We start from the raw sequence: 23,520 nt of genomic DNA, 5'->3' as shown, positions 1-23,520 counted from the left end.
TCAGGCTTCCCCGTTCCGCTGCATCCGGCGATAGCGCGGCAGCGCTGCCAGCTTGTTTTCGCGCCACTCCTCCAGGGTCGCGCGGGCGCGGTCCTTGAGGCGGGTGGCGATTTCCTTCTCGCGGTTCGCTGCAAGAGTCATGCCTTCTTTGGCCTCCACCTTGCGCCGAGCATCATAAAGCGCGCCGTCAAGCTGGCGCCCGGCCTGTTCCAGCCGGGTGGCGAGTTCCTGCATCGCGGCAAAGGACGCGCCGGTGGCGGCCCCCTCCGTCTCGAACAATTCGCCGCGCACCTTGTTGAGGCGCTCGATATTGCGGGCGAGGCCATCGGCCTCATCACGGGCGCGCGCGGTTTCGGCGACGGCCATGGCGTGCTGGACGTGGCGCACGCGCAGCACGCGCTGGCGGCGGGAGACGAGACCCTTCATGCGCCAAAGCTCGCGACGAGGGCGGCGGCGCTGGTGTCGAGGTCGATACGACTCTTCTGGTCCTGCCGGATGAAGTCGAGAATTTCCTGACGACGTTGCACCGCTTCGTCGATCACCGGATCATTGCCGGGGCGATAGGCGCCCATCAGGATGAGATCGCGATTTTCCTCATAGGCGGCCCAGAGGCGGCGATAATTGGCCGCCGCCATGCGATGTTCGTCCGGCACGACATCGGCCATGACGCGCGAGAGCGATTTGCTGATGTCGATGGCGGGGAAGATCGCCTGTTCCGACAGATGGCGCGAGAGGACGAAATGGCCGTCGACAATGGCGCGGGCGGCGTCGACGATCGGATCGTCGGTGTCGTCGCCATCGGCCAGCACGGTGTAGAGCGCCGTGATCGAACCGCCGGTGCGGGCGTCCACCCCTGCCCGTTCGACCAGCCGGGGGATAAGAGCCAGGGCGGAGGGCGGATAGCCCTTCATCGCCGGGGGTTCGCCAAGGGCCAGACCAATTTCGCGCTGGGCGTGGGCGCAGCGGGTCAGGCTGTCGATCAGCAGCAGCACCTTTTTGCCACGGGCGCGGAAATATTCAGCGATGGCGGTGGCGCGCGCGGCAGCGCGCAGGCGCAGCACCGGGGGATGATCGGCGGGCACGGCAACGACGATGCTCTTGTGCATCGTGTGCTTCAATTTGGTTTCGAGGAAATCGCTGACTTCGCGGCCACGTTCGCCGATCAGGCCGACGACGACGATGTCGGCTTCGGCCCCAGCGATCATCTGGCCCATCAGCACGGATTTACCGACGCCGGACCCGGCGATGATGGCGATACGCTGGCCGCGCCCGGCGGTGAGCAGCGCGTTGACGGCGCGGACGCCAAGGTCGAAGGGTTCGGTGACACGGCCCCGGTCAAGGACATTGCCCTTGACCCCATTCAATGGCCAGACGCCGCCCGCGATGATCGGTCCCTTGCGGTCGAGGGGCTGGCCCATGGCGTCGACCACGCGGCCGATCAGCCCTTCGCCGACCTGCACCATGTTCGCCTGGCTATCGGGTTCGACCCGGATGCCATTTTCCAGCGGCGCGTCGGCGTCGAGCGGGACCAGCAGGGTGCGGTCGCCGCGAAAGCCGACGACTTCGGCGCGGCAGATCGACCCGTCGCTGGCCATGACGCGCGCGCCAGAGCCGATCGGGCGACGAAAGCCGGTGACTTCGAGCATCCCGGCGTCATGGCTGACCAGACGACCGACCCGGCGGGGTGTACGGTTCTGGACCTGGAGATGATCGAACAGGGTTTCGGCCTGGGCCAGCGCGGCGCGGATCATGGCTTGCCTTCCATGTCGTCCATCAAGGCGCGCAGGCGGGCGAGGCGCACGTCCGGGCCATCCTCGACCCAGCCGTCGGCGGTTTCGAGCCGCACGCAGCCGCGATGCATCGCCTTGTCGGGGACCAGCGCGACGCCGATCGTCTCGGCATCCAGCAGGGCGATGTCCTCAGGGTGGAGATGCAGGGCGCTTTTGCCCTGATTATCCTCGATGAAGGCAGCGACCGTGTCGCAGCGCTGCACCAGCCGTTCAATGTCGATCTCCACTTCGCCGACAATCTGTTCGACCAGACGGACAACGGTGGCGGAGAGCATGGTGGACAACATGCCGCTGGGCGCGGGGCTAAGCATTTCCAGCGCCTGGGTGAGGCGATTGTGCGCGTCCGACGCATCGGCATGGGTCTGGGCGGTGATGCGGCAGCCTTCGTCAAAGCCCATGGTGAAGGCTTCCATCCGGGCCTCCTCCATCGGATCGGCCTCCGCCTCCATCTCGATCACACCATGGCGCATCGTGGCGGTGTGCTGACCGGGGATCGAGGTGTAGAGGCTGCGAAAGCCGCCGCTTTCCACCTGGCGCACGCCCGTCATCGAGACCGGCGCGACATCCTGCACTGCCTCTGCACCCCAGATTTTAGACAAAGTCATTCCCCTTGCCACCCAGCATGATGGTGCCGGCGTCGGCCATGCGGCGCGCGGTGGCGATGATGAGTTTCTGTGCGTCGATCACTTCGGCAAGGCGGATCGGGCCGCGTTCCTCAATCTCGTCGGCGATCGACTGCGCTGCTCTGGCGGACATGCAACTGAAGATCTTGCCCTTGAGCAGGTCATTGACGCCCTTCAAGGCAACGACCAGCACGGCGCTGTCGACGGTGCGCATCAGCGTGCCGAGATTCTTTTCATCCATGTCGATGAGGTTATCGAACACGAACATCTCTTCCTCGATGGTCTGGGCGATCATCTTGTCGCGCTTGGCGACGGCCTTCATGATCCGCTGCTCATTATCCTTGCGGACATTGTTCATGATCGCCGCGGCCTCGATCGTCCCGCCGCGCTGGGATGCTGCGCCCTGCTTCTTGGCCGGGCCGCGCAGCAGCAACTGTTCCAGATCATCCAGCGCCTCATTCGACACGGGGCCGAGCGTCGCGATGCGATAGACAATTTCTTCCTGATATTCGACCGGCAGCAATTGCAGCACGTCGGCGGCAATCGGCGCTTCGAGATGGGCCAGCACGATCGCCATGATCTGCGGATGCTCCGCCTCGATCAGCGCGGCGATTTCCTTGGCATCCATCCATTTGAGCATTTCCAGCTGGGTCGAGCGGGTCGGCGGGGTGATGCGCGCCAGGATGGTTTCGGCCCGTTCCTCGCCCAAGGCCTTGGTCATCGCGCCGCGAATATGGCGGGTCGCGCCATAGCCGATGGTGGTGCGCTTCTTGGCCTTGTTGACGAAATGGTCGAGCGCCTCATTCACCTCTTCAGGATCGACATCGGCGACGTCATACATGGCATAGCCCAGCTGGCGCACTTCTTCAGGTTCCAGACGCGCCAGAATCTGCGCGGCCTCATCCTCATCGAACAGCATCAGCAGGACGGCGGCGGCGGCGCTGCCCTTGAGCGCCTCTGGCCGACCGGGAACGATCTCAGGCATTTTCCTTCTTCCCCTCCTTCAGGAGGTCGCGGACGACCAGGGCGGCGCGGTCGGGGTCCTGCTTCACAAAGTTGCGAATGAGGTCGGCGCGCTGGGCATAGTCATAGGTGGAGGAGATCATATCGAGCGTGATCGGGCGGCTGGGATCGGGTGCCTCGACCGCCTGTTTGGTGAGTTCGCCGGAAATTTCGCGACCGATGCGCTGGCCATTCTGGGCCGTGTCGGCAGCGACCGCCTCCTGTGCTGCGGCGCGACGCTTCAAGAGCGGGCGACCGATCCCGAAGATGACGAGCAGGGCGACGAGCAGGGCGGAGACGTTGCGGACCAGCGGCGATACCCATTCGGCCTCATACCATAGGGGCTTGGGTTCTTCGGTCTTGAGGAAGCTGCGCGAGGACAGGGCCACAACGTCGCCGCGCGCCTGGTCGAAGCCGATCGCGCCCTTCACCAAGGCTTCGAGGGCAGCGATTTCCTGCGGCGTGCGCGCCTTGCCATCGGGGGCGTTGTCCAGCGCGACGGCGACCGAGAGGCGCTTGACGGTGCCGACCGCATCCTTGGTCACGGACACTTCACGGCCCAGTTCAAAGCTGCGGTTGAAGGTTTCTTCGGTCTTGAGCAGCGGGTTGGGCGGGGTGCCGGGGGTCTGGGCGGCGGTCTGGCCCTGCTGGACGGCCTGACCATTGGGATTGGTCTGGGTCACGGTCGGGTTGACAGGTGCCTGATTGCTGAGCGCGCCGGGGATGCCCGATGCTTCACCAGCGCCCTGACCACGCGGGTCGGAGGCCCAGGTGCCCTGTTCGGTGCGCAGCCGGGCTTCGTCCTGCGGATAGGTTTCACGGGTCGCCTGCCGCTCGGCAAAGTTGAGTTCGGCATGAACCTCGGTCGAGAAGTTGGACGCACCCAGGATGGGGGTCAGCAGCGCGACGACCGACTGGCGATAACGGTCCTCGATCCGGTTCTGGATCGCCAGCTGGCGATCATCGCCGGAATCGCTGTCATTCTTGCTGAGCAGGCGGCCATTCTGGTCGACCAGCGAAATCTGGTCGGGCGACAGGTCCGCGACTGACGAGGCGACAAGATGGACGATCGCGCTGACCTGCGCATCGGTAAGGGTGCGGCCATTGGCGAGGCGCAGCATGACCGACGCGGTGGGCTTGGCCCGGTCGCGCAGGAATACGCTGGGCGGTTCGACGGCCAAGTGGACCTTGGCATTTTCGACGCTGTCGATCGCCTCGATCGTGCGCGCCAGGTCCATTTCACGGGCGGAGCGCAATTTTTCGCCCTCGACCGCGCGGCTGGCGCCCATGGGCAGGCTGTCGATCATGCTATTGCCGTCGGGCGCGCTCTTGGGCAGGCCTTGCGCTGCGAGCATCATCTTCGCCTTGAAATAATCGCCCTCCCCCACGGTCATCGCGCCGCTATTGTCGAAATCATAGGGGATGCCGTTCTGGTCGAGGATCTGCGCGACCGCCGACTTGTCGGTATCGGGCAGGCCACGGAACAGGTCACGCTGCGGCGGTTCGCGCAGCGCCATCCAGGCAAGGCCAGCGACCGCAAGGACGCCGAACAGGCCGAGCAGCGGCAGGCTCTTCGCCACGGCGGGCTGTTTCATGAAGCCGGTGATCCGCGCCCGAAGCGCGTCGATCCCCTTGGCCGATCCATAGCCGGAGGAAGCCGTCGTCGGGAGGGCGGGCCGGGCGGCAGCGCCGCCATCAAGGGTGAGTGCGTTCTCGCTCATGGTTTAGACCGGCATGCTCATGATGTCCTTGTAGGCGGACAGAAGTTTGTTGCGGACCTGAAGGGTCGCTTCGAAGCTGACCGACGCCTGCTGCTTGGCCAGCATGACGGCGGCGATGTCAGTGGTTTCGCCCCGTTCGAACGCGGCGGCGGCCTCACCGGCCTTGCCTTGCAGGCCGTTGACCTGTTGCAAGGCGCTGTTGAGCGCTTCGGTAAAGCCACCGGGCGCAGTACCGATTGGGGCGTTCGCGCCGCCGACCGATCCGGTCGAGGCGACGTCGCGCAGCGCGGCGTTTTTTTGCAGGATGGCGTTGCGGATCGCCATCACATTGTCGGTCGGGGAAATGCCGGTCATGCCCTATCCTCCCGTCAAGCCGCCGCCAGCTCGCGCATTTCGGCGAGCCGATAGCGCAGCGTGCGTTCTGAGATGCCGAGCTTGCGCGCGGCGGCGGCGCGGTGGCCGTCGGTTTCGCGCAGGGCAGTGCGGATGGCTTCCAATTTGCTGTGATGGGCGACATCGCGCAGGCGGACAGGTTCCGCCGGTTCGGGCGAGACGATGCGCAGGCCCTGCTGCCGGGGCGCGCCCGCCAGATGCAGGTCATGCGCATCGATCCGTTCGCCATCGCGCAGCACCAGTGCGCGCTGGAGAACATTGCCCAGTTCGCGGGCATTGCCCGGCCAGGCGTGGGCGATAAGCTTGTCGAGGGCGGCGGCGGTCGGCCAGACAAAGCCGTCCTTGCCCATATCCGACAGGCGCAGCAGCATGGCGGCGGCGATCGCGGCGATGTCACCGGGGCGCTCGGCCAGCGGGCGCAGGTCGAGCGGCATGACATTGAGGCGCCAGTAGAGATCCTCGCGGAACCGCCCGGCGGCACATTCGACCGCCAGATCGCGGTTGCAGGCGGCGATGACGCGGACATTGACCGGCACGGCATGGGTCGCGCCGACGGGGAGGACTTCGCCTTCCTGAAGGGCGCGCAACAGCTTGGCCTGGAGCGCGATCGGCAGTTCGGCGATTTCGTCGAGGAAGAGCGTGCCGCCGTCCGCGGCCAGGAACAGCCCTTCGGACGCATTGGCCGCGCCGGTAAAGCTGCCCTTGCGATGGCCAAACAGCATCGCTTCCATCATGGTTTCAGGCAGAGCGGCGCAATTGACGGCAATGAAGTCGCCTGACGTGCGGCCCGACTGGGTGTGGAGGAAGCGCGCCATGCCTTCCTTGCCGGTGCCGGTGTCGCCCTGAATGAGGACAGTGGCTTCGCTGCGCGCGACCCGGCCGGCCAGCGTCATCAGCCGCGCGCTGGCGCTGTCGCCCACGGCGGGAATGGCGGCGGGGCGGGCCAGTTCGGCGATGAGGGCGAAGGCAAAGCCCATATCCTCAAGGCTAAAGGCAACGCGGGCAGGCAGGCCGTTGGCGGCTGCCACCAGCGAGGGCGTGCCGTCGACAAGCGTGATGAGGATGTCGCGATGGGTGGCATGGCCGATCTCGGTCGCCAGCAGCACGCGGCGGCTGTCCCTTTCACGCGGTGCAGCGGCGTCCACGACCCGGACGGCGAACAGGGCGTTTTCCAGCCAGTGCTGCAACCCTGGAACGAGCGCACAAACGCCTCGGCTCATATCGAGCGATGACATGACTTGGTCCCCAAATGGCTGGCCAGCTTGTACCCCCGTACTCACTGGCCTTCTTCGATGGTCCCAATGTGGGCTAGCATGGTTAGCAATTGGTTAATTGCCGGTAGGACTTGCCGCCGACCGGCAATTATTTTCCGCCACGGCAACTGTCGTATCGCACTTAATATATATCACGCGCGCGTAGAGGGCCGTTAAGCGACGGGCAAAACACGAAAAATGCAGAAAAATCGACATGGCCCCTAAAAGCCCATCAGCCCCCGCCGTTATCCCCTTTCGAGGCCGCAAGCGCTCTAACGGATGGCAGCGACCTGATTGACACGGAAAGGGAAACACCATGACTGTTATCGGAACCAACACCGCCGCTCTGCGCTCGGCCAATGCATCCTCGATGGCCAGCAAGTCGCTGAGCACCGCAATGGAACGCCTGTCGACCGGCAAGCGCATCAACAGCGCCAAGGACGACGCCGCCGGCCTGGCCATCGCTTCGACCATGACGTCGCAGATCAAGGGCATGACCCAGGGCATCCGCAACGCCAATGACGGCATCAGCCTGGCGCAGACCGCGGAAGGCGCGCTGAACGAAGTCAGCAACATGCTGCAGCGTATGCGTGAACTGACCGTGCAGCGGAACAACGACACCAACAGCACCGAAGCGATCGCCAACATCGACGCTGAAAAGGATCAGCTGGCTGTCCAGATCAACGACGTCCTGACCAAGACGGAATTCAACGGCAAGGCCCTCTTCCCGGCTGTCGACGATGTCGTCACGATCCAGGCCGGTGCCAACGACACCGACACCGTCTCAATCACCCTGAGCGACATCGACGTGTCCGGCGTGGCAACCGCCACCGATGCGGTCGACGCCGCCACGCTCGCCAACTTCGACACGGCGCTGCAATCGGTCGCCACCGCCCGCGCCACGCTGGGTGCCGTGCAGAACCGCCTGGAATCGTCGGTCAACAACCTGACCAACAACATCACCAACCTGACCGACGCCCGCAGCCGCATCGAGGACGCAGATTTCTCGACCGAAACGACGGCGCTCGCCAAGCAGCAGATCCTGAGCCAGGCGTCGACCGCGATGCTGGCACAGGCCAACCAGAGCCAGCAGGGCGTGCTGAAGCTGATCGGCTAAGTCAGGCCAACCCCATTGGTCGGCTGAGGTCCTGGTCACCGGACAGCCGCCCAACGTAACCCCCGGCACATCAACAGTCCCCACCGTGCCGGGGGTGACATCTTCGATCTAACGACCAGCATATGCGAAGCCCTCGTCCCCCCGGACGGGGGCTTCGTCGCGTTTGCCTGTATAGAGGCCTTGGCTTTGGCTGTCCTGCGACCCATGATGAAAGCCATGACCCATATCAACCGGCGCGCGATGATCGCCGCCACCGGCGCTGCGCTGATCCTTCCCCACAAGCTGATGGCACAGGCGGCCAGCGAGCCTTTCTCATGGGAGCGGCTGGTTGCGCGGGCGCAGCGACTTGCGCGTGCGCCCTTTGCCGAGACACCGCTGCATCCCGGCGCGCAGGCAATCGACTATGACGCGCTGCATCAGGCGCGCTTTGCCGATGATCGCACAATCTGGGGCGATTTGCCCGGCGATACCGGGGTGCGGCTGTTCCCGCTCAGCCGGACGGCGGCGCAGCCGGTGCAGATCGCGCTGGTCGACAGGGGACGCGCAACGCCGCTGCGCTATGATGCCGCGATGTTCGATGCGCCTGCGGACAATCCGGTCAAGCGGCTGCCACCCGACGCGGGCTTTGCGGGGTTTCGCATCATGAATGCGGCGCGCGACGGCGACTGGCTGTCCTTTCTGGGGGCCAGCTATTTCCGTGCGCCCAGCCCGCAAAAACAGTTCGGCCTGTCCGCCCGCGCGATCGCGATCAATACCAGCATCGCGGGGAAGGAGGAATTTCCCCGCTTCACCCATTTCTGGCTGGAGCGCACCGGCACCAGCAGCGTCACCATCCACGCGCTGCTGGATGGTGCGTCGATCACCGGCGCGTTCCGCTTCGTCAGCAGCCTTGGGGCCGATGGCGTGCGGCAGGATGTAACTGCGGCGCTGTTCCCCCGCCGCGCCATTCCCGAACTGGGGCTGATGCCGATGACCAGCATGTTCTGGTATGATCAGGCGAACCGGCGGCAAGGGACGGACTGGCGGCCGGAAATCCATGACAGCGACATGCTGTCGATCGCCAGCGAAGATGGCAGCGTCCATGCAAGGCCGCTGGTCAACCCCGCCGCGCCGCAGGTCAGCGCCTTTGCCGAGCGCGACCCCAAAGGCTTTGGCCTGCTCCAGCGCGACCGGGATTTTGCCCATTATCAGGATGATGGCGTCTTTTACGACCGGCGGCCATCGCTGTGGGCGACCCCTGCGCGACCGCTGGGCGCGGGTCAGGTGCGGCTCTACAGTTTCCCGACCGACAGCGAATATACCGATAATGTCGCGGCCTATTGGACGCCGGACGCCGCGCCGGTGCCGGGGCGGCGGATCGACCTTGCCTATCGGCTCGACTGGTCGGCGGCGCAGAGTCCGGCCGGGACTACCCTTGCGACCATCGCCAATGTGTGGCGCGGGCGCGGCGACCGGCCCGATGCGCAGCGGCTGGTGGTCGATTTTGCCGGTGTGCCGCAAGGGGTGCGGCCGGACGTATGGACCGACCTGAGCGGGGGCACGCTGATCAAGGCTGCGGGTTATCCGGTGCTGGGGCAGCCCGGCCTGTTCCGCGCCGTCATCGATCTGGAGGCGAAATCGGGCGTTCCGACCGAGGTTCGGCTGCAACTGCGCGGCGATGGTCGCCTTTTGAGCGAATATGTGCATTATCCGATTGTGGGATGAAGGGAACCGCCCGCGTAACGAGCGGTTCTGCCCTGTGGGTCAATCGCAATCGGGTCTGGAATCATAGTGACGGGAGGCGTGCTGACGGTGGATGCCGTCACCGGAGACAAGCCCATGCCACGGGCATTTGAGCAAGTGCCGGCGGAAACGCCGATCGCCATGCCGGTGCAGGATTTTGGCGGGCGTCCGCCGATGATCGCGCGGCGGCGGTTCAATATCGACCTGTGGGCGCGCCGGTTGCTGGTCGTGCTGCTGGCGCTGCTGCCCGCCGCCATGGCCGCGCATGAGATGCGCCGGTCGATCGGGCTGGACGGAATTTCGGCGTGGGAAGGCGTCTATCTGGCGCTGTTCATTCCGCTGTTTGCCTGGATCGCCTTTGGCTTTGCCACCGCGCTGATCGGCTTCCTGCTACTGACCGTGGGCAAGGGTCGCGCCGTCACGCCCCACGCTTTGACTCCCTCCACGGCGCTGGCGGGCAAGACTGCGATTTTGCTGCCGGTGTGTAACGAGGATTTTCTGGGCGTCCTTGGGCGGCTGTCGATCATGGAACGGTCGCTGGCGCAGGTGATGGGGGGTGAGCGGTTCGAGTTTTTCATCCTGTCCGATTCCAACGCCGACAATGGCGAGACGGAGCGGCGCGCCTATCTGGAATTGCGCGACGCCTTTTCCCGCCCGGTCCATTATCGCCGTCGCGCGCGCAATGTCGGGCGCAAGCCGGGCAATATCGCCGAATGGGTCGAGCGTTTTGGCGGCGGCTACGACTATATGGTCGTGCTGGACGCGGACAGCGTGATGAGCGGGCAGACGATGGCGCGACTGGCCGCGGACATGGAGCGGCATCCGCAGGTCGGGCTGATCCAGACCGTCCCCACGGTGGTCGGCGCGGCCACCTTGTTTGCGCGCTGGCAGCAGTTCGCCAGTCGGCTGTTCGGGCCGATTTCGGCGGCGGGGATGATATGGTGGGCGGGCTCCGAAGGCATGTTCTGGGGTCATAATGCGATCGTGCGGGTCAAGGCCTTTGCGCAGAGTTGCGGCCTGCCCGAACTGCCCGGACGCGCACCCTTTGGCGGGCATATCATGAGCCACGACATGATCGAGGCGGCGCTACTGCGGCGGCGCGGCTGGGACGTGCATATGGTCGCGGCAGAGGATAGTTTCGAGGAATTTCCGCCCGCCATGCCCGACCTCTTCACCCGCGACCGGCGCTGGTGTCAGGGCAATATCCAGCATGTGCCGCTATTCATCAAGATTGCCGGGCTACATCCGGTCAGCCGCTTTCAGTTGCTGGTCGGGGCGTCGGCCTATTGCACGTCGCCGCTATGGCTGGCGCTGATGCTGGTGGTGCTGGGCGGGGCGCTGGCGGGCGTTTGGCCGCCGAGCGCGGTGCTGCCGTCGGGCGGGCTGCTGGCGGTGACCGCGACCTTGCTGTTTGGTCCCAAGCTACTGGCAATGGTCTGGGCGTTGATCGACCCGGCGCGGCGGATCGGCTTTGGCGGCGCGGCGCGGATGACGCGCGGGGTGATCGCCGACATTGCGCTGTCGATCCTGATGGCGCCGGTGGCGATGCTGACCCAGACGATCAACCTGTTCGGTATCTTGATGGGGCGCAAGAGCAGCTGGAACGGGCAGACCCGCGACCGCGACGGCATGGGACTGGGCAGCGCCGTCTGGCTGTTCAAATGGCATATCTTGCTGGGGATCGGACTGACCGCGATGGCAGTGCAGGCCGGTGGGCTGGGCTGGATCACGCCGGTGGTGGCGGGATTGTTGCTGGCGCCTGTGCTGGCGGCGCTGACCGCGCGCAAGGATCTGGGGCGGCGGGCGGAGCAGAGCGGACTGTTCGTGGTCGCCGATCCGTGGTGGCGCACGCAAAGCTACCGCCCGCTGCGCTTTCGCTGGCCGAATGGGGATGAGCGGCGGATGGGGCCGTTTGCCGCGAATGATGAATGAGGCGGGCTACGCCAATATCCGTTCGGCCCCGGACTTGATCCGGGGGAAGTCGAAGCCTTCCACTGAGCGGAGCGAAGTGACCTCCCTACGGTCGGTCGAACCCTTCGACTTCGCTCAGGGCGAACGGAGGTGGTGTTGGGCGTTAATCCCAGTCGCGCAATTTCTCGCGGAGGCGGTCTAGCGCCGCTTTCTTGATCTGACAGACCCGTGCGGCGCCAATGTCCAGCGTATGGCCGATCTCCTCCAGATTGAGTTCCTCGACGAAATAAAGTTGCAGCACCAGCGCCTCACGCTCCGGCAGTTGGCTGATGCCGTTGGCGATCGCGGCCTTTAGGGATTCGCGTTCCAATATGTCGTCGGCGCGGTCCTCCACATCGGCGAACCACATCGACTGGTCGGAATAGACCTCGTCCATGCTGGTGTGCTGGACCATTTCGACACTGTCGGCGAGTTCGCGATAGTCGGACGGGTCCAGCCCCATGTCGGCGGACATTTCCGCTTCGGTCGGCAGGCGACCCAGCTGCTGTTCCAGCCGGTTGCGGACCTTGGCCAGATCCTTGCGCTTGGCCATGGCCGAGCGGCAGATCGTCGCCTGCCGCCGCAGATGGTCGATCATCGCGCCGCGCACGCGCAGTTGCGCATAGGCGGCAAAGCCAAGCCCGCGATCCTCGAAACTGTTGGCGGCCTCGACCAGCGCGACCATGCCGATCTGGAGCAGATCCTCCACCTCGATCGCGGTGGAGACCCGGCCATGGACGTGCCAGGCGATCTTGCGGACCAGCGGCATATATTGACGCGCCAGCCGTTCCGGGCTGTTGTCCCCCGGCCTGGCATAGGTATGGGCGCCGGACGTGATCTTGTTCATGTACATCGGTCAGCCTCTCCTCAAGCGACCCGTTCGCGCTGCATCATGGGATCATGACGCGGCGCTGGATCGTGGCGCGGCGTGGGGCGTTGTTCGCCACCGACGACAGCGGCCACCTCCACACCCTTGCCGTCCGGTATTTCCAGAAAGGACAGGACCGGCGTTTCGGGCAGATGCGGCTTGAACAGCCGCGCCATCGCCCGCCGGGCGACCGGCGAAGTGACGATGGCGAAATTGCGCGCCTGGCCCAGCAAGGGCCGCGCGGCCTGCACCACCGCTTCGACGATGCGGTTGGCGAGTGCGGGTTCGATCGGGTGGCGCGCGTCGCCAGCCACGCGCATGGCCTGCGCCAGCAAGGCTTCGAGATCGCCGTCGAGCGTGATGACCGGCAGCGGCATCTTCACGGGAACAAGCCCCTGGATGATCAACGCGCCGATACGCTGGCGCACGGCTTCGACCAGTTGTTCGTGGCTCATGTCGGGCCGGGCGGCGTCCACCATGGCTTCGCAAATGCGGCGGAAATCCTTGAGCGCAATGCCTTCGGACAGCAGGGCGCGGCAGAGCGCGCTGATCTGGGTGAGGCTGAGCGTACCGGGCGTCAGGCCATCGACCAGTTGGGGTGCGGCGTCCTTCAGATTGTCGAGCAGCTTGCGCGCTTCGTCGAGGCCGAACATTTCAGCCGCGTTCATGGCGATCAGCTGGTTGAGATGCGTTGCCACGACCGTCGGCGGATCGACCACCGTATAGCCTGCGACCACGGCTTCGCTGCGTTTGGCCTGCGGGATCCAGACCGCGTCGAGGCCGAAAGTCGGGTCTTTCGCGGCGCGCCCTGCGACCGTGCCTTCCAGCGCGCCGCTGTCGAGCGCGAGCAGGTCTTCCGGCCAGATTTCATCTTCGCCGACGACGACGCCTGCGATGGTGATGCGATATTGATTGGGTTCGAGCGCCAGATTGTCCTTCACGCGGACCATCGGCACGACAAAGCCCAGTTCCTTGGACAGCTGGCGACGGATGCCGGTGATCCGCGCCATCAACGGCGCGCCCTTGCGTTCGTCCACCAGACCGATGAGGCCATAGCCGATTTCGAGGCCCAGCAGCGCGCCATCGGACACGTCGCCCCATTCGATCAGCGCAGGATTGGCAGGCGGTGGTGCAGGCGCGGGTTCGGCTGCCTTGGCCTTGCTTGCCTTGCGCAGGTTCCAGGCGATGAGCCAGGATATGGCAGCAGCGGGCAGCACGATCAGGTGCGGCATACCCGGCAGCACGCCCATGAAGGTCAGGATCGCGGCGACCGGCACCCAGGCGCGGGCGGACCCGAACTGGCCCGCAATCTGGCCGGACAGATCATCCTCGCTCTTGACGCGGGTGACGATGGAAGCGGCGGCGATCGACAGCAGGAGCGCGGGCACCTGCGCCACCAGCGCGTCGCCGATGGCCAGAAGAATATAGGTTTCCGCCGCCTGCCCCATGGTCAGGCCATGGCTGACGACGCCCAATATGATGCCGCCGATGATGTTGATGACCAGGATCAGGATACCCGCAACCGCGTCACCCTTCACGAACTTGCTGGCACCGTCCATCGATCCGTAGAAATCCGCTTCGGTCGCGACTTCGGCGCGCCGCAGCTTGGCTTCTTCCGGGGTCATCAGGCCCGCGTTCAGATCAGCGTCGATCGCCATCTGCTTGCCGGGCAAGGCATCCAGGGTGAAGCGGGCGCTGACTTCCGACACGCGGCCCGCACCCTTGGTAATGACCACCAGATTGATGATCATCAGGATGGCGAACACGAAGATGCCGACGACATAGTCGCCGCCGATCAGGAAGTGGCCGAACGCCTCGATCACCTGCCCCGCCGAATCGGAACCTTCATGCCCCTGCACCAGCACGACGCGGGTAGAGGCGACGTTGAGCGCGAGGCGCAGCAGGGTCGCGAACAGCAAAACGGTCGGGAAGGCGGAGAAATCGAGCGGCTTGGCGGCGTTGAGCGCCACCATCAGCACCGCAAGCGAGATCATGATATTGGTGATGAACCCGATGTCGAGCATGATCGCCGGGACCGGCACCATCATGAACAGCACGACCATCAGCGTCGCGAAGGGCAGCACCGCCCCCTTGGCGGCGCTCATCCAGATCTTCGCTTTGATTTGGTTGGGAGTCATGAGGAGCCGTTACCTTCCGAGGGTGGCGAGCATGAGATAGGCGAGGCGTGCGGTCTGCGGCTGGGGCCGGATGCCGACATCGACTTGCTGCGCAAGGCGCTGGGTTTCGATCCGCACATAGTCGGCAGGCTGGACCGTCTTGGTGCCGCTGGGCAGAGAGGCGTCGGCATATTGGACGTCGCCGCCCAGGCTATCGACGCCCTTCTGCAATTTCGACGCAAAGCGATCGCGAATGTCGGCGAAGCTGCGCGCGTTGCCAGCACGATCGTAAAAGATCGAGCGGTTGGCGCGCGCGGCAGACGGGAAGAGCGAGGCCGCAGTCGCACCGGGCGCGCGGTCATGGACCGACAGGAATTTGCTCGCGCCGCCTACCCCTAAAAAATGGGCGAGGTAGAGATCGACCGGCTCGGCTTCCCGGCCAAGCCGCTTTTCCAGATAGGATTTATTATCGGCGGCATGTTCAGCCGCCATCACGGACGCGGTTTCGGGATGTTTGCGCAGGTCGAGTATCTGCTGGCGCAGTTCCGGGTCCGACACATGATAGCGGCCATTGCTGCCCTGGCTGATCGCGTCGGACGCCCAGCCCAGGCCATATTCGCTGCCATGCTGGTCGATGACCGCCAGCCAGCTCTGATCGATAAACTGATAAAGGCCGGTCGCGGACGATGTCGCCGCGCGGGCGGTGGGGTTCATGCTGGATTCGATTTTCGCCTGACCCAGCAGATAGGCGAAGTCGACGCCGGTACGACGACTCGCCATGGCGATCGCGTTTGTGACGCGATTGCCTGTCGAAGTCCCCGTTGCTGTAATGTCTGGCAAAGCCGACATTGGTTCATTGTCCCCACTGGTTCTGGGGAGCATTAGAGCAAGGCTTATGCCAAGATTTGGTTAACAGGGGCGCAACTATTTGATTTTCTCTGATTGTACGCGCGCCGATGGAGCGGCTTTCCGGGGCAAGGAGAATCCTCCCCCGGTGGGGGAGGTGGCAGCACGTAGTGCTGACGGAGGGGTGTTACCCTAGCGATAGGGCGACACCCCTCCACCACCGCTACGCGGCGGTCCCCCTCCCCTTGCAGGGGAGGATTTTGGTGCCGTCAACATCGCCCCAAACGAAAAACGGCGCCGATTGGCGCCGTTTTTCGTTGTCGCAGCTGTCGGCTTTTAGCGGCTGTAGGTCAGCGGCGCGTTGCGGGCGCCGTGGGCGGCGAGCATGGCCAGTCGTTGATTCGCATGGTCGGCGAGCAGGTTGACCCGTATCCGCGCGCTGTCGATCAAAGGGAGCATTGCGCTCAGCCGGGCGACGGTCTGCGGTTCGGAACGCCAGGCGCCGATGGCGCGCACGGCGGCGGCGCTGTGGCTTACCCGCTTGCTGGCGATTTCGATCGCGGCGACATCGCTGCCGTCCAGCACTTCACGCAAATCCTCGAAGGCTTCGAACAGATCGTCCAGCGCAGCAAGGCCCAGCGACATGGGACTCATCCTTTATCCGGCGACCGGCAGGTCGAGCGCCACCATGCGCTCGGCAATGGCCGATGGGTTGACGGGGTAGTTGCCCGACGCGATCGCAGCCTTGATGGCAGCGATGCGATCCATGTCCACCGGCGCGCCTTCTGCCGCCATGCGCGAAGCAGGGCTGGCCGACGATGCCGACGAAGATGCAGTGGTCGAGCTGCTGGCGGACGACGCGCGCGTCTTGGTCCCTTCCCGCAGGCGGGTCGCCTCTATGGCGGCGCTGATGCTCTGGCCGACTGACTTAATCATGGGTAAAATCCTTCATTCGTCCCTTAAACGCTATAACGGACAAGTTCAGAAATCCTTAAATCCGGGAATACGCACAAGCCCCATTTCCACGACCTGCGCAAAAATCGGTGCGGATTTCTTATCCTCACGCACCCGGATGGTTTCGCCGACCGCGCCATCTTCATCCGCGATCATCACGCGTGAGACGCTGAAGGCCGCGTTTCCGGCCATGAGTTGCACGGGATCGCCGCGCTTGACGACATGCTCGGTCGGGACGGCGCGGGCCGCGGGGGTGAAGCGGTTGGCGGCGGCGGCGCGCGGCACCGGGCCGGACGCGGCGGCTGATACGCCTGCGACCAGAGGCACGCGAATCCGCCAGCCCTGTGCGTCGCATTTGACGACCGCGGCACCGAAAACCGGGCCATCGATCGATGGCGTTGACGGGCAGGCTGCCAGCTTCAGGCGGCGATCGACCGGGGCGACCGGGCCGCCCGGTTCGCCCAGATTGGCCCCCACGGTCATCGCGACCAGACTGTCGATCCGGTCCAGATTCTCGAACTTCTGCTGCGCCAGCGCGGGCTGCGCGGTCACTATGGCGACGGCGGCGAGAAGGATCGGTTGGAAGCGAAACACGGTATGTCTCCTGAAAAGACGGAGGGTCTTTCCGGGGATATTAGCAAGAGCCGTGCCAGATTCTTTGAGAATGAGCGTCAGGCCATAATGATGTCGGGTTGAAACGCCAACCTCCGTTCGTTTCGAGCGAAGTCGAGAAACCTGTGCGCGACGTTTCTCGACTTCGCTCGAAACGAACGGATCAAGGTCAAGTCACCGCGTGTCAGTGCGTGACAGAAACACCCGGCGCAATGCGGATGATCTGGCCCTGCCCGCCCTTGCCATCGGCCTGATCGAGGCCGCGAATCAGCAGGCGGTCCTGCGCTATGCCGTCCAGCTTGAGCGCACGGGCAACCGCGCCGATGCGGGCGGCGGCGAGATCCCAGTCGTCGAAACGCTGCTGCGCGCGGTCGCTGCCATGGCTGCGAATCTCCACGCCGCCCGGCTCTTTTGCATATTGGCGGGCGATGACGGTCAGGCGGGCGCGGCCCTGATCGCTCAGCAACGCTTCGCCCGGCACGAACAGCTCGACAGCGCGAATCTCTATGCCCGGCCGCATCACCCGGCCGCCAAATTGTTGCGCGACCTGCGCGAGCATGGCGTCGCGGCGCGATCCGCTGGCCTGCAATAATACGAAAAAAGCGAGCAGGAGCAGCAAAAGATCAGCAAAACTGACGGCCCAGCGGTTGCGCCGCACGGTGGCGAGGGTGGAGGCGCTCATGCGACTTCGCGGATCGACGCCCGGCGCAGCGGCGCATTTTCGCGCCGAGCGATGGCAAGCATCCGGGCGACGACCTCCTGCTGCCAGGCCAGTTCGCGTTCGGACAGGTCGGCCAGCCGCGCGGCAATGGGCGCGGCGATCATGTTGGCGATGATGACGCCGTAAAAGGTGGTGAGCAGCGCCAGCGCCATGGCGGGGCCAAGTGCTGCGGGATCGTCCATCGCTGCAAACATGCCGACCAGGCCGATGATCGTCCCGGCCATGCCCAGCGCGGGCGCAGCGTCGGCGATCGACAGCCAGACGTTACGCGCGCCGGCATGGCGCTGCGCCCGGTCGGCCAGGGTCTGCGCCGCCCAAAGCTCGAACAGCTCGGTACGCTCGCTATTGGCGAGTTTGCGTGCGGCGTCGGTCAGGAAGGGATTGGCGGTCTTGACCCGATCGGTGCAGGACAGGCCGCGCAGCTGCGCCACCTGATCGATCTTGAGCATGGCCGCGCGGGCCGCGTCGCGATCGCGCGCAGGGTCGGCGGTCACCAGCGGCAGGAGCGCCGCGATCGCCCGGCCCAGCGCAGCCGCGCCGTTCTGGAACAGCGCCACAGCCATGATGCCGACGACCATGGCCAATAATGTCAGCGGGTCGAACAGATGGCCCATCATCGCGATCATGCAAATTCGTCCCCGTTTTTTTGGCCCGTTTTTGGCCATCACCGGACAGCGGCAAGGCGGTGCCGCCGACCGGCAATTTCTTGCCGCCCTTGCCGCCCATCGCCGCCAAACCCCCGGATTACGGGGATTTCCGCCCTGCCCCTGCGTCACCCACGCAAATTGGCACGGCTCTTGCGGATACACAGGCTGGATCGCCCGTATCGAACGCCATCAGGCAATAGAACGGCAGCGGTCGATCAATATTTAGGCCTGGCAAAGGGCAAAAGGCATGTCGGTGGAAGAAAGTCTGTTCGGGATCCATGGAAAGGCGCTGGCGCTTCGGTCGCAGCGCCTGTCCCTGCTCGCGTCCAACATCGCCAATGCCTCGACGCCCGGCTACAAGGCGCGCGACATTGATTTCGACGCGGCGCTGAAAAGCGCGACGTCGCAGGCCGATGTCTCGAAAGCCGCGGAAAATTCCATGGGCTATCGCGTCCCGCTGCAACCCAGCCTGGACGGCAATACGGTGGAACTTTCCACCGAACAGACGCTGTTTGCGGAAAATGCCGTCAAATATCGCACGACCCTCTCTTTCCTTGAGGGCCGCATCAACACCATCAACCGCGCGCTGAAGGGAGAATGAGCATGAGTGGCTCTGGCCCCATGAACGTCTTTGACATTGCCGGTCGCGCCATGAGCGCGCAGCTGGTGCGTCTGAACGCCACGGCTTCTAACATGGCAAACGCCGGCAACGTCAGCGGCAGCGCGGGCGAAGCCTATCGCGCGATCAAGCCGGTGTTCACATCAGTCACCGACAGTCCCGGCGTATCGACGGTCAAAGTGTCGCAGGTGGTCACCACCGACGCGCAGCCGACCAAGCGCCATGATCCCAACCATCCACTGGCCGATGCCAATGGCGATGTGTGGGAAGCAGCGGTCGATAGCAATGCCGAGATGATCGACATGATCGAGACCGCGCGCATGTACCAGAACAATGTGCAGGTGCTCAACACCGCCAAATCCCTGATGCTCGAAACCATAAGGATCGGCAAATGACGACCTCCACCGTCACCGACAGCGCCGGGCTATCGGTCTATAACCCGAACTCCACGGTCGGCACCGGCAAGTCGCAAATGGGGCAGGAAGATTTCCTGCGCCTGCTGACCGCACAGATGCAGACCCAGGACCCGTTCGAGCCGGTCGATAACGCCGAAATGGTGTCGCAGATGGCGACCATCACCAATTCGAGCGGCATTGCCGAAATGAACCAGAACCTGGCGTCGATCAAGGAACAGCTGACCGGTACGCGCCTTGGCGATGCGGCAAGCTGGATCGGCAAATCGATGCTGGTGCAGAGCAATATCGCTGCGCCTGACGCCACCGGCCTTTATGCCGGGCAGATCACCCTGCCCGCCGCCGTCGATGGCGCGTCGGTCGATCTGGTCGATGCCAGCGGCAATGTCGTCAAGTCGATTGACCTGGGATCGCAGCCCGCCGGCGATGTCAGCTTCTATTGGGATGGCAAGGATGATGCAGGCAACAGCATCAGCACCGCCGCCCTACAGGTCAAGGTCAAGGGCGCGACCCCCAGCAAGGTCGCGACCTGGGCCACGATTGCCGCCGTCCAGTCACCCGCTGACGGTTCCTCGTCCAAACTCATCACCGCGCTCGGCACTTACAGTCCGTCGGACGCGATCAGCCTCAGCTAATTCACCTTAGACCTAAATCCTTTTCACCCAAGGAGTTACGCCATGACTTTCTATGTTTCCCTGTCCGGCCTCAAGGGCGCCCAGGCCGATCTGTCGGCCATTTCCAATAACGTCGCCAACGTCAATTCGACCGCGTTCAAGAAGAGCAAGGCGCAGTTTGGCGACATTTTCGCCGCCGCGCCGATGCAGACCACGCATCAGGTCGCGGGCCAAGGCGTGCGTGTGCAGGGCATCACCCAGCAATTCACGCAGGGGACGATCGAAACCACCGACAAGACGCTGGACATGGCGATCACCGGCGAAGGCTTCTTCACCGTCAAGGCCGAAGACGGCACGATCAGCTATACCCGCAACGGCGCTTTCTCGGTCGATGATGATCGCTATGCGGTCGACACCACCGGGTCGCGCATCCAGGTGTTCGCGGTCGATCCCGACACCGGCGTACCGACAACGGCCCCTACCGCCGCCAGCACGCCAGCCGATCTGGTCGATTTGCAGGTGCCGACCACCTATCAGGGCCAGGCCGATGGCCCGCAGCTGACGAGCGTGGGTGTGGCCAAGGACGGCCTGGTATCGGCCATCTATGCCGATGGCAGTACCGTCTATCTGGGGCAGGTCGCCATGGCGTCCTTCAACAGCCTGGAAGGCCTGCGCCAGCAGGGCGACGCGCATTGGTCATCGACCGTGGCGAGTGGCAGTCCGATCCTGGGCCTGGCCAATGAAGGCATGTTCGGTGCGGTCAATACCGGGTCGCTGGAACGTTCCAACGTCGACATCACCGACGAACTGGTTTCGCTGATCGCGGCGCAGCGCAATTTCCAGGCGAACAGCAAGGCGATCGAGGCGGCCAACACGCTGACCACCACCATCGTCAACATCCGTACGTAATCGCAAACGCTTAGGAGGTTTCGACCATGGATCGGCTCGTCAATACGGCACTGACCGCGATGCGCGGCGCAATGGCCCGGCAGGCGTCGATCGCGAACAATCTCGCGAACGCCAATACGGTGGGCTTTCGCGCCGAAATCGCCAATGCCGAAACGCGCTGGATCAAGGGCGATACGTTCGACACCCGCGCACAGGCATCCGAACAGGTGATCGCCGCCGACATGGCGCAAGGCGCGGTCACCCAGACGGGCAATGCGCTCGACGTGGCCCTGAATGGCGATGCCCTGCTCGCCGTTCAGGGTGCAGACGGCAGCGAAGCCTATACACGTCGCGGCGACCTGAAGATCAGCGACAGCGGCCTGTTGACCACTGGCGATGGCCTGCCCGTGCTGGGCGAAGGTGGTCCCATCACCCTGCCCCAGCTCGACAGCGTGTCGATCGCGCAGGATGGCAGCATCTGGGGCGTGCCGCAGGGCGGCGACGCGGCCAATCCGCAGCGGATCGATGCATTGAAACTGGTCAACGCGGCAGGGTCCGGCATTGCCAAAAGCACCGATGGCCTGTTCCGCGAAGTCAATGGCGGCGCATTGCCGCAAGACCCGCTGGCGACCGTCACCAGCGGCTCCATCGAAGGATCGAACGTCAACGCGACCAGCGCGCTGGTTCAGATGATCGAGGCCAGCCGCGCCTTTGAAACCCAGGTCAAGCTGATCGACACCGCCAAGCAGCTCGATGATGGCGGCGCGTCGCTGATGCGGCTCGACAGTTAAACTGGCACGAACTTTGCTTTGATTGAGGCATCAGGCGTCCCTTCATTGCGACGCTTTACGGAGATGAGACGATGAGCAACGCCGCCCTTCATGTCGCCCGCACCGGCCTCGATGCGCAGAACACCAAGATGCGCGTGATCGCCAACAATCTGGCGAACGTCAACACCACCGGCTTCAAGCGCGACCGCGCCGATTTCGAAACGCTCGCCTATCAGCAGATGATCGCGGCAGGCGCCAATTCGGACAGCGAAAACAAGTTCGCCACTGGCCTCAACCTTGGCTCCGGCGTCTCCTTGCAGGGGACGAGCAAGATCAACACGCAAGGCACTTTGACCCAGACCGGCAATTCGCTCGACATGGCAATCGAGGGGTCCGGCTTCTTTCAGGTCCAGCGCCCCGATGGCTCCATCGCCTATACCCGCGCGGGCAATTTCAGCGTCACGGCCGAAGGCACGGTCGTCACCAGTGACGGCCTGCCGCTGATCCCGCAGGTCACCGTGCCCGAAGGCGCAACATCAGTGACGGTCGGCAATGACGGGACGGTGTCTGCAACGCTCCAGGGTGAAGCGACGCCGACCCAGTTGGGCCAGATCGAACTGGCGACGTTCATGAACGCGTCCGGCCTTTCGGCGATCGGCGGCAATCTGCTGGTCGAAAGCGCCGCCAGCGGCACGCCGCAGGTCGGCGTTGCAGGTCTGGAAGGACGCGGATCGATCCGGTCGGGCAGTCTGGAAACATCGAACGTCAATGTCGTCGAGGAACTGGTCGACATGATCGAGACCCAGCGCGCCTATGAGGTCAACAGCAAGATGATCAAGGCCACCGACGAGATGCTCCAGTACGTCAACCAGAATATGTGATCGGACTGATGCAAATCTCCCATAATCCGTTCAGGCTGAGCTTGTCGAAGCCTTCTGCTGAACGCAGCGAAGTGGCTTCGACTTCACCTTTGGTGAAGTTTATCCTGAGCGCCTGCCGCAGGCGGGCAGTCGAAGGGCTCAGCCACACCCTTCGACTTCGCTCAGGGCGAACGGCAATTTTGTGCTTGGCAGGAGTCATACTCGCCGCCTCGCCTGCTCATGCGGGCAAGAAGCGGGAGGCAGAGCGCGCACTCTATGCGCCGACCGTTCTGGCGCAGCCGGTCGCGCCGCCATCCAACGGTTCGATCTTTCAGGCCTCCATGGGCTATACCCCGCTCACCAGCGGCGCGCGCGCCACGACGGTGGGCGACATCATCACCATCGTACTGGTCGAACGGACGCAGGCGACCAAGAGCAACAGCGCCGACACCAGCCGCAATGGCAATCTGGGCCTGACCCCGCCATCGACCGGCATATTGTCCAAGCTGTTTTCGGCGAGCGACGTCGCCATGGGTGGCCAGAATGCCTTTACCGGCCAGGGCGGGGCAACCCAGTCCAACGCGCTGTCGGGCGAGATTACCGTGACGATCGCGGCGACCTACCCCAACGGCACGATGCTGGTGAAGGGGGAGAAGGCGCTGACGCTCAATCGCGGCGACGAGTTTATCCAGATCAGCGGCCTTGTCCGTCAGGCCGATATCGGCCCGGACAACCGCATCGCATCGACCCGCGTGGCCGACGCCAGGATCATCTACACCGGCAAGGGCGAAATCGCCCGCGCCAGCAAACAAGGCTGGTTGCAGAGTTTCTTCTCGATGATCAGCCCGTTTTGATGGAGCGTCCCTTGACCCTAGCCTCGCGCCTGACCTTCATCCTCCCCTTTAAGGGGAGGTGGCAGCACGAAGTGCTGACGGAGGGGTGTCGCCCTCTCGATAGGGCGACACCCCTCCGTCTGGCTGCGCCAGACACCTCCCCTTTCAGGGGAGGATGGCATAGCCG

At 64.4% G+C, this 23,520-nt stretch carries 25 protein-coding genes; 10 read left to right on the top strand and 15 right to left on the bottom strand.

The genetic code is table 11. The features are described 5' to 3' along the window. From ACODSR_RS09145 to ACODSR_RS09115, 7 genes are read right to left on the bottom strand one after another with little or no spacing between them, the layout of a single operon-like run. Positions 1-426 carry a hypothetical protein gene (locus ACODSR_RS09145; protein ID WP_489075732.1) on the bottom strand — a complete coding sequence of 142 codons (426 nt, stop codon included), beginning with the start codon at positions 424-426 and terminating at the stop codon, positions 1-3. Beyond that, positions 423-1,751: a FliI/YscN family ATPase gene (locus tag ACODSR_RS09140; protein WP_489075730.1), complete on the bottom strand. Its 1,329-nt coding sequence runs from the start codon at positions 1,749-1,751 to the stop codon at positions 423-425. The genes ACODSR_RS09145 and ACODSR_RS09140 overlap by 4 nt, the downstream gene beginning before the upstream one ends. Next, the gene (locus ACODSR_RS09135) at positions 1,748-2,395 is read right to left on the bottom strand and encodes a FliH/SctL family protein (RefSeq protein ID WP_489075728.1); all 648 of its coding nucleotides are present in this window, start codon (positions 2,393-2,395) and stop codon (positions 1,748-1,750) included. Before ACODSR_RS09135 ends, ACODSR_RS09140 begins: the two co-directional genes overlap by 4 nt. Then, positions 2,382-3,398: a flagellar motor switch protein FliG gene (gene fliG / locus ACODSR_RS09130; RefSeq protein WP_006957285.1), complete on the bottom strand. Its 1,017-nt coding sequence runs from the start codon at positions 3,396-3,398 to the stop codon at positions 2,382-2,384. The genes ACODSR_RS09135 and fliG overlap by 14 nt, the downstream gene beginning before the upstream one ends. Continuing rightward, positions 3,391-5,136: a flagellar basal-body MS-ring/collar protein FliF gene (gene fliF, locus ACODSR_RS09125; RefSeq protein WP_489075726.1), complete on the bottom strand. Its 1,746-nt coding sequence runs from the start codon at positions 5,134-5,136 to the stop codon at positions 3,391-3,393. The genes fliG and fliF overlap by 8 nt, the downstream gene beginning before the upstream one ends. A gap of 3 nt (positions 5,137-5,139) precedes the next feature. Then, entirely contained in the window at positions 5,140-5,490 is a 351-nt protein-coding gene (gene fliE, locus ACODSR_RS09120) for a flagellar hook-basal body complex protein FliE (protein WP_489075724.1), read from the bottom strand. A gap of 14 nt (positions 5,491-5,504) precedes the next feature. After that, on the bottom strand, positions 5,505-6,764 hold the full coding sequence (locus tag ACODSR_RS09115) for a sigma 54-interacting transcriptional regulator (protein WP_489075722.1): 1,260 nt from the start codon (positions 6,762-6,764) through the stop codon (positions 5,505-5,507). 334 nt (positions 6,765-7,098) lie between these two features. Here ACODSR_RS09115 and ACODSR_RS09110 point away from each other — a divergent pair, with 334 nt between their 5' ends. From ACODSR_RS09110 to mdoH, 3 genes are all read left to right on the top strand, one after another. Next, positions 7,099-7,899, top strand: coding sequence for a flagellin N-terminal helical domain-containing protein (locus tag ACODSR_RS09110; RefSeq protein ID WP_489075720.1), 801 nt, complete (start codon positions 7,099-7,101; stop codon positions 7,897-7,899). 216 nt (positions 7,900-8,115) lie between these two features. Continuing rightward, on the top strand, positions 8,116-9,603 hold the full coding sequence (locus ACODSR_RS09105; RefSeq protein WP_489075718.1) for an OpgD/OpgG family glucan biosynthesis protein: 1,488 nt from the start codon (positions 8,116-8,118) through the stop codon (positions 9,601-9,603). A 114-nt stretch (positions 9,604-9,717) separates the two neighbouring features. Beyond that, positions 9,718-11,553, top strand: a complete 1,836-nt coding sequence (gene mdoH / locus ACODSR_RS09100; protein WP_489075716.1) for a glucans biosynthesis glucosyltransferase MdoH — start codon at positions 9,718-9,720, stop codon at positions 11,551-11,553. Between the two features lie 142 nt (positions 11,554-11,695). Here mdoH and ACODSR_RS09095 read toward each other — a convergent pair whose 3' ends face one another. The 8 genes from ACODSR_RS09095 to ACODSR_RS09060 all read right to left on the bottom strand — a co-directional run bounded on the left by ACODSR_RS09095 (position 11,696) and on the right by ACODSR_RS09060 (position 18,315). Beyond that, the gene (locus tag ACODSR_RS09095; protein ID WP_489075714.1) at positions 11,696-12,424 is read right to left on the bottom strand and encodes a sigma-70 family RNA polymerase sigma factor; all 729 of its coding nucleotides are present in this window, start codon (positions 12,422-12,424) and stop codon (positions 11,696-11,698) included. 14 nt (positions 12,425-12,438) lie between these two features. Then, positions 12,439-14,577: a flagellar biosynthesis protein FlhA gene (flhA, locus tag ACODSR_RS09090; protein ID WP_489075713.1), complete on the bottom strand. Its 2,139-nt coding sequence runs from the start codon at positions 14,575-14,577 to the stop codon at positions 12,439-12,441. Between the two features lie 9 nt (positions 14,578-14,586). Then, entirely contained in the window at positions 14,587-15,405 is an 819-nt protein-coding gene (locus ACODSR_RS09085; protein WP_489075711.1) for a lysozyme family protein, read from the bottom strand. 333 nt (positions 15,406-15,738) lie between these two features. Beyond that, positions 15,739-16,047 (bottom strand): hypothetical protein, encoded by a 309-nt coding sequence (locus ACODSR_RS09080; RefSeq protein WP_489075709.1) that lies wholly within the window; start codon positions 16,045-16,047, stop codon positions 15,739-15,741. A gap of 12 nt (positions 16,048-16,059) precedes the next feature. After that, entirely contained in the window at positions 16,060-16,338 is a 279-nt protein-coding gene (gene flgM / locus ACODSR_RS09075; RefSeq protein WP_217675494.1) for a flagellar biosynthesis anti-sigma factor FlgM, read from the bottom strand. Between the two features lie 45 nt (positions 16,339-16,383). Next, positions 16,384-16,950 (bottom strand): flagella basal body P-ring formation protein FlgA, encoded by a 567-nt coding sequence (locus ACODSR_RS09070; RefSeq protein ID WP_489075706.1) that lies wholly within the window; start codon positions 16,948-16,950, stop codon positions 16,384-16,386. A gap of 202 nt (positions 16,951-17,152) precedes the next feature. Further along, the gene (locus tag ACODSR_RS09065; RefSeq protein ID WP_489075704.1) at positions 17,153-17,650 is read right to left on the bottom strand and encodes a flagellar motor protein MotB; all 498 of its coding nucleotides are present in this window, start codon (positions 17,648-17,650) and stop codon (positions 17,153-17,155) included. Further along, a complete protein-coding gene (locus ACODSR_RS09060) occupies positions 17,647-18,315 on the bottom strand; it encodes a MotA/TolQ/ExbB proton channel family protein (protein WP_489075702.1) in 669 nt (222 codons plus the stop codon). Before ACODSR_RS09060 ends, ACODSR_RS09065 begins: the two co-directional genes overlap by 4 nt. A gap of 268 nt (positions 18,316-18,583) precedes the next feature. Here ACODSR_RS09060 and flgB point away from each other — a divergent pair, with 268 nt between their 5' ends. From flgB to ACODSR_RS09025, 7 genes are all read left to right on the top strand, one after another. Further along, positions 18,584-18,937 carry a flagellar basal body rod protein FlgB gene (gene flgB / locus ACODSR_RS09055; RefSeq protein WP_119750623.1) on the top strand — a complete coding sequence of 118 codons (354 nt, stop codon included), beginning with the start codon at positions 18,584-18,586 and terminating at the stop codon, positions 18,935-18,937. 2 nt (positions 18,938-18,939) lie between these two features. Then, complete coding sequence (flgC, locus tag ACODSR_RS09050) at positions 18,940-19,350, top strand: flagellar basal body rod protein FlgC (protein WP_489075700.1); 411 nt, start codon at positions 18,940-18,942, stop codon at positions 19,348-19,350. Further along, positions 19,347-20,003 (top strand): flagellar hook assembly protein FlgD, encoded by a 657-nt coding sequence (locus ACODSR_RS09045; RefSeq protein ID WP_489075698.1) that lies wholly within the window; start codon positions 19,347-19,349, stop codon positions 20,001-20,003. The genes flgC and ACODSR_RS09045 overlap by 4 nt, the downstream gene beginning before the upstream one ends. Before the next feature lie 42 nt (positions 20,004-20,045). After that, positions 20,046-20,891 (top strand): flagellar hook-basal body complex protein, encoded by an 846-nt coding sequence (locus ACODSR_RS09040; RefSeq protein WP_006961233.1) that lies wholly within the window; start codon positions 20,046-20,048, stop codon positions 20,889-20,891. 26 nt (positions 20,892-20,917) lie between these two features. Then, positions 20,918-21,661, top strand: coding sequence for a flagellar basal body rod protein FlgF (locus tag ACODSR_RS09035; protein ID WP_489075695.1), 744 nt, complete (start codon positions 20,918-20,920; stop codon positions 21,659-21,661). 71 nt (positions 21,662-21,732) lie between these two features. After that, the gene (gene flgG / locus ACODSR_RS09030; RefSeq protein ID WP_489075693.1) at positions 21,733-22,521 is read left to right on the top strand and encodes a flagellar basal-body rod protein FlgG; all 789 of its coding nucleotides are present in this window, start codon (positions 21,733-21,735) and stop codon (positions 22,519-22,521) included. 185 nt (positions 22,522-22,706) lie between these two features. Continuing rightward, on the top strand, positions 22,707-23,354 hold the full coding sequence (locus ACODSR_RS09025; protein WP_489075691.1) for a flagellar basal body L-ring protein FlgH: 648 nt from the start codon (positions 22,707-22,709) through the stop codon (positions 23,352-23,354). Positions 23,355-23,520 lie beyond the last annotated feature (166 nt).

This window comes from Sphingobium sp. FG125, assembly GCF_057809795.1.
The sequence above is the reverse complement of the archived record's forward strand: the minus strand, read 5'-3'. Positions and strand labels throughout refer to the sequence as shown.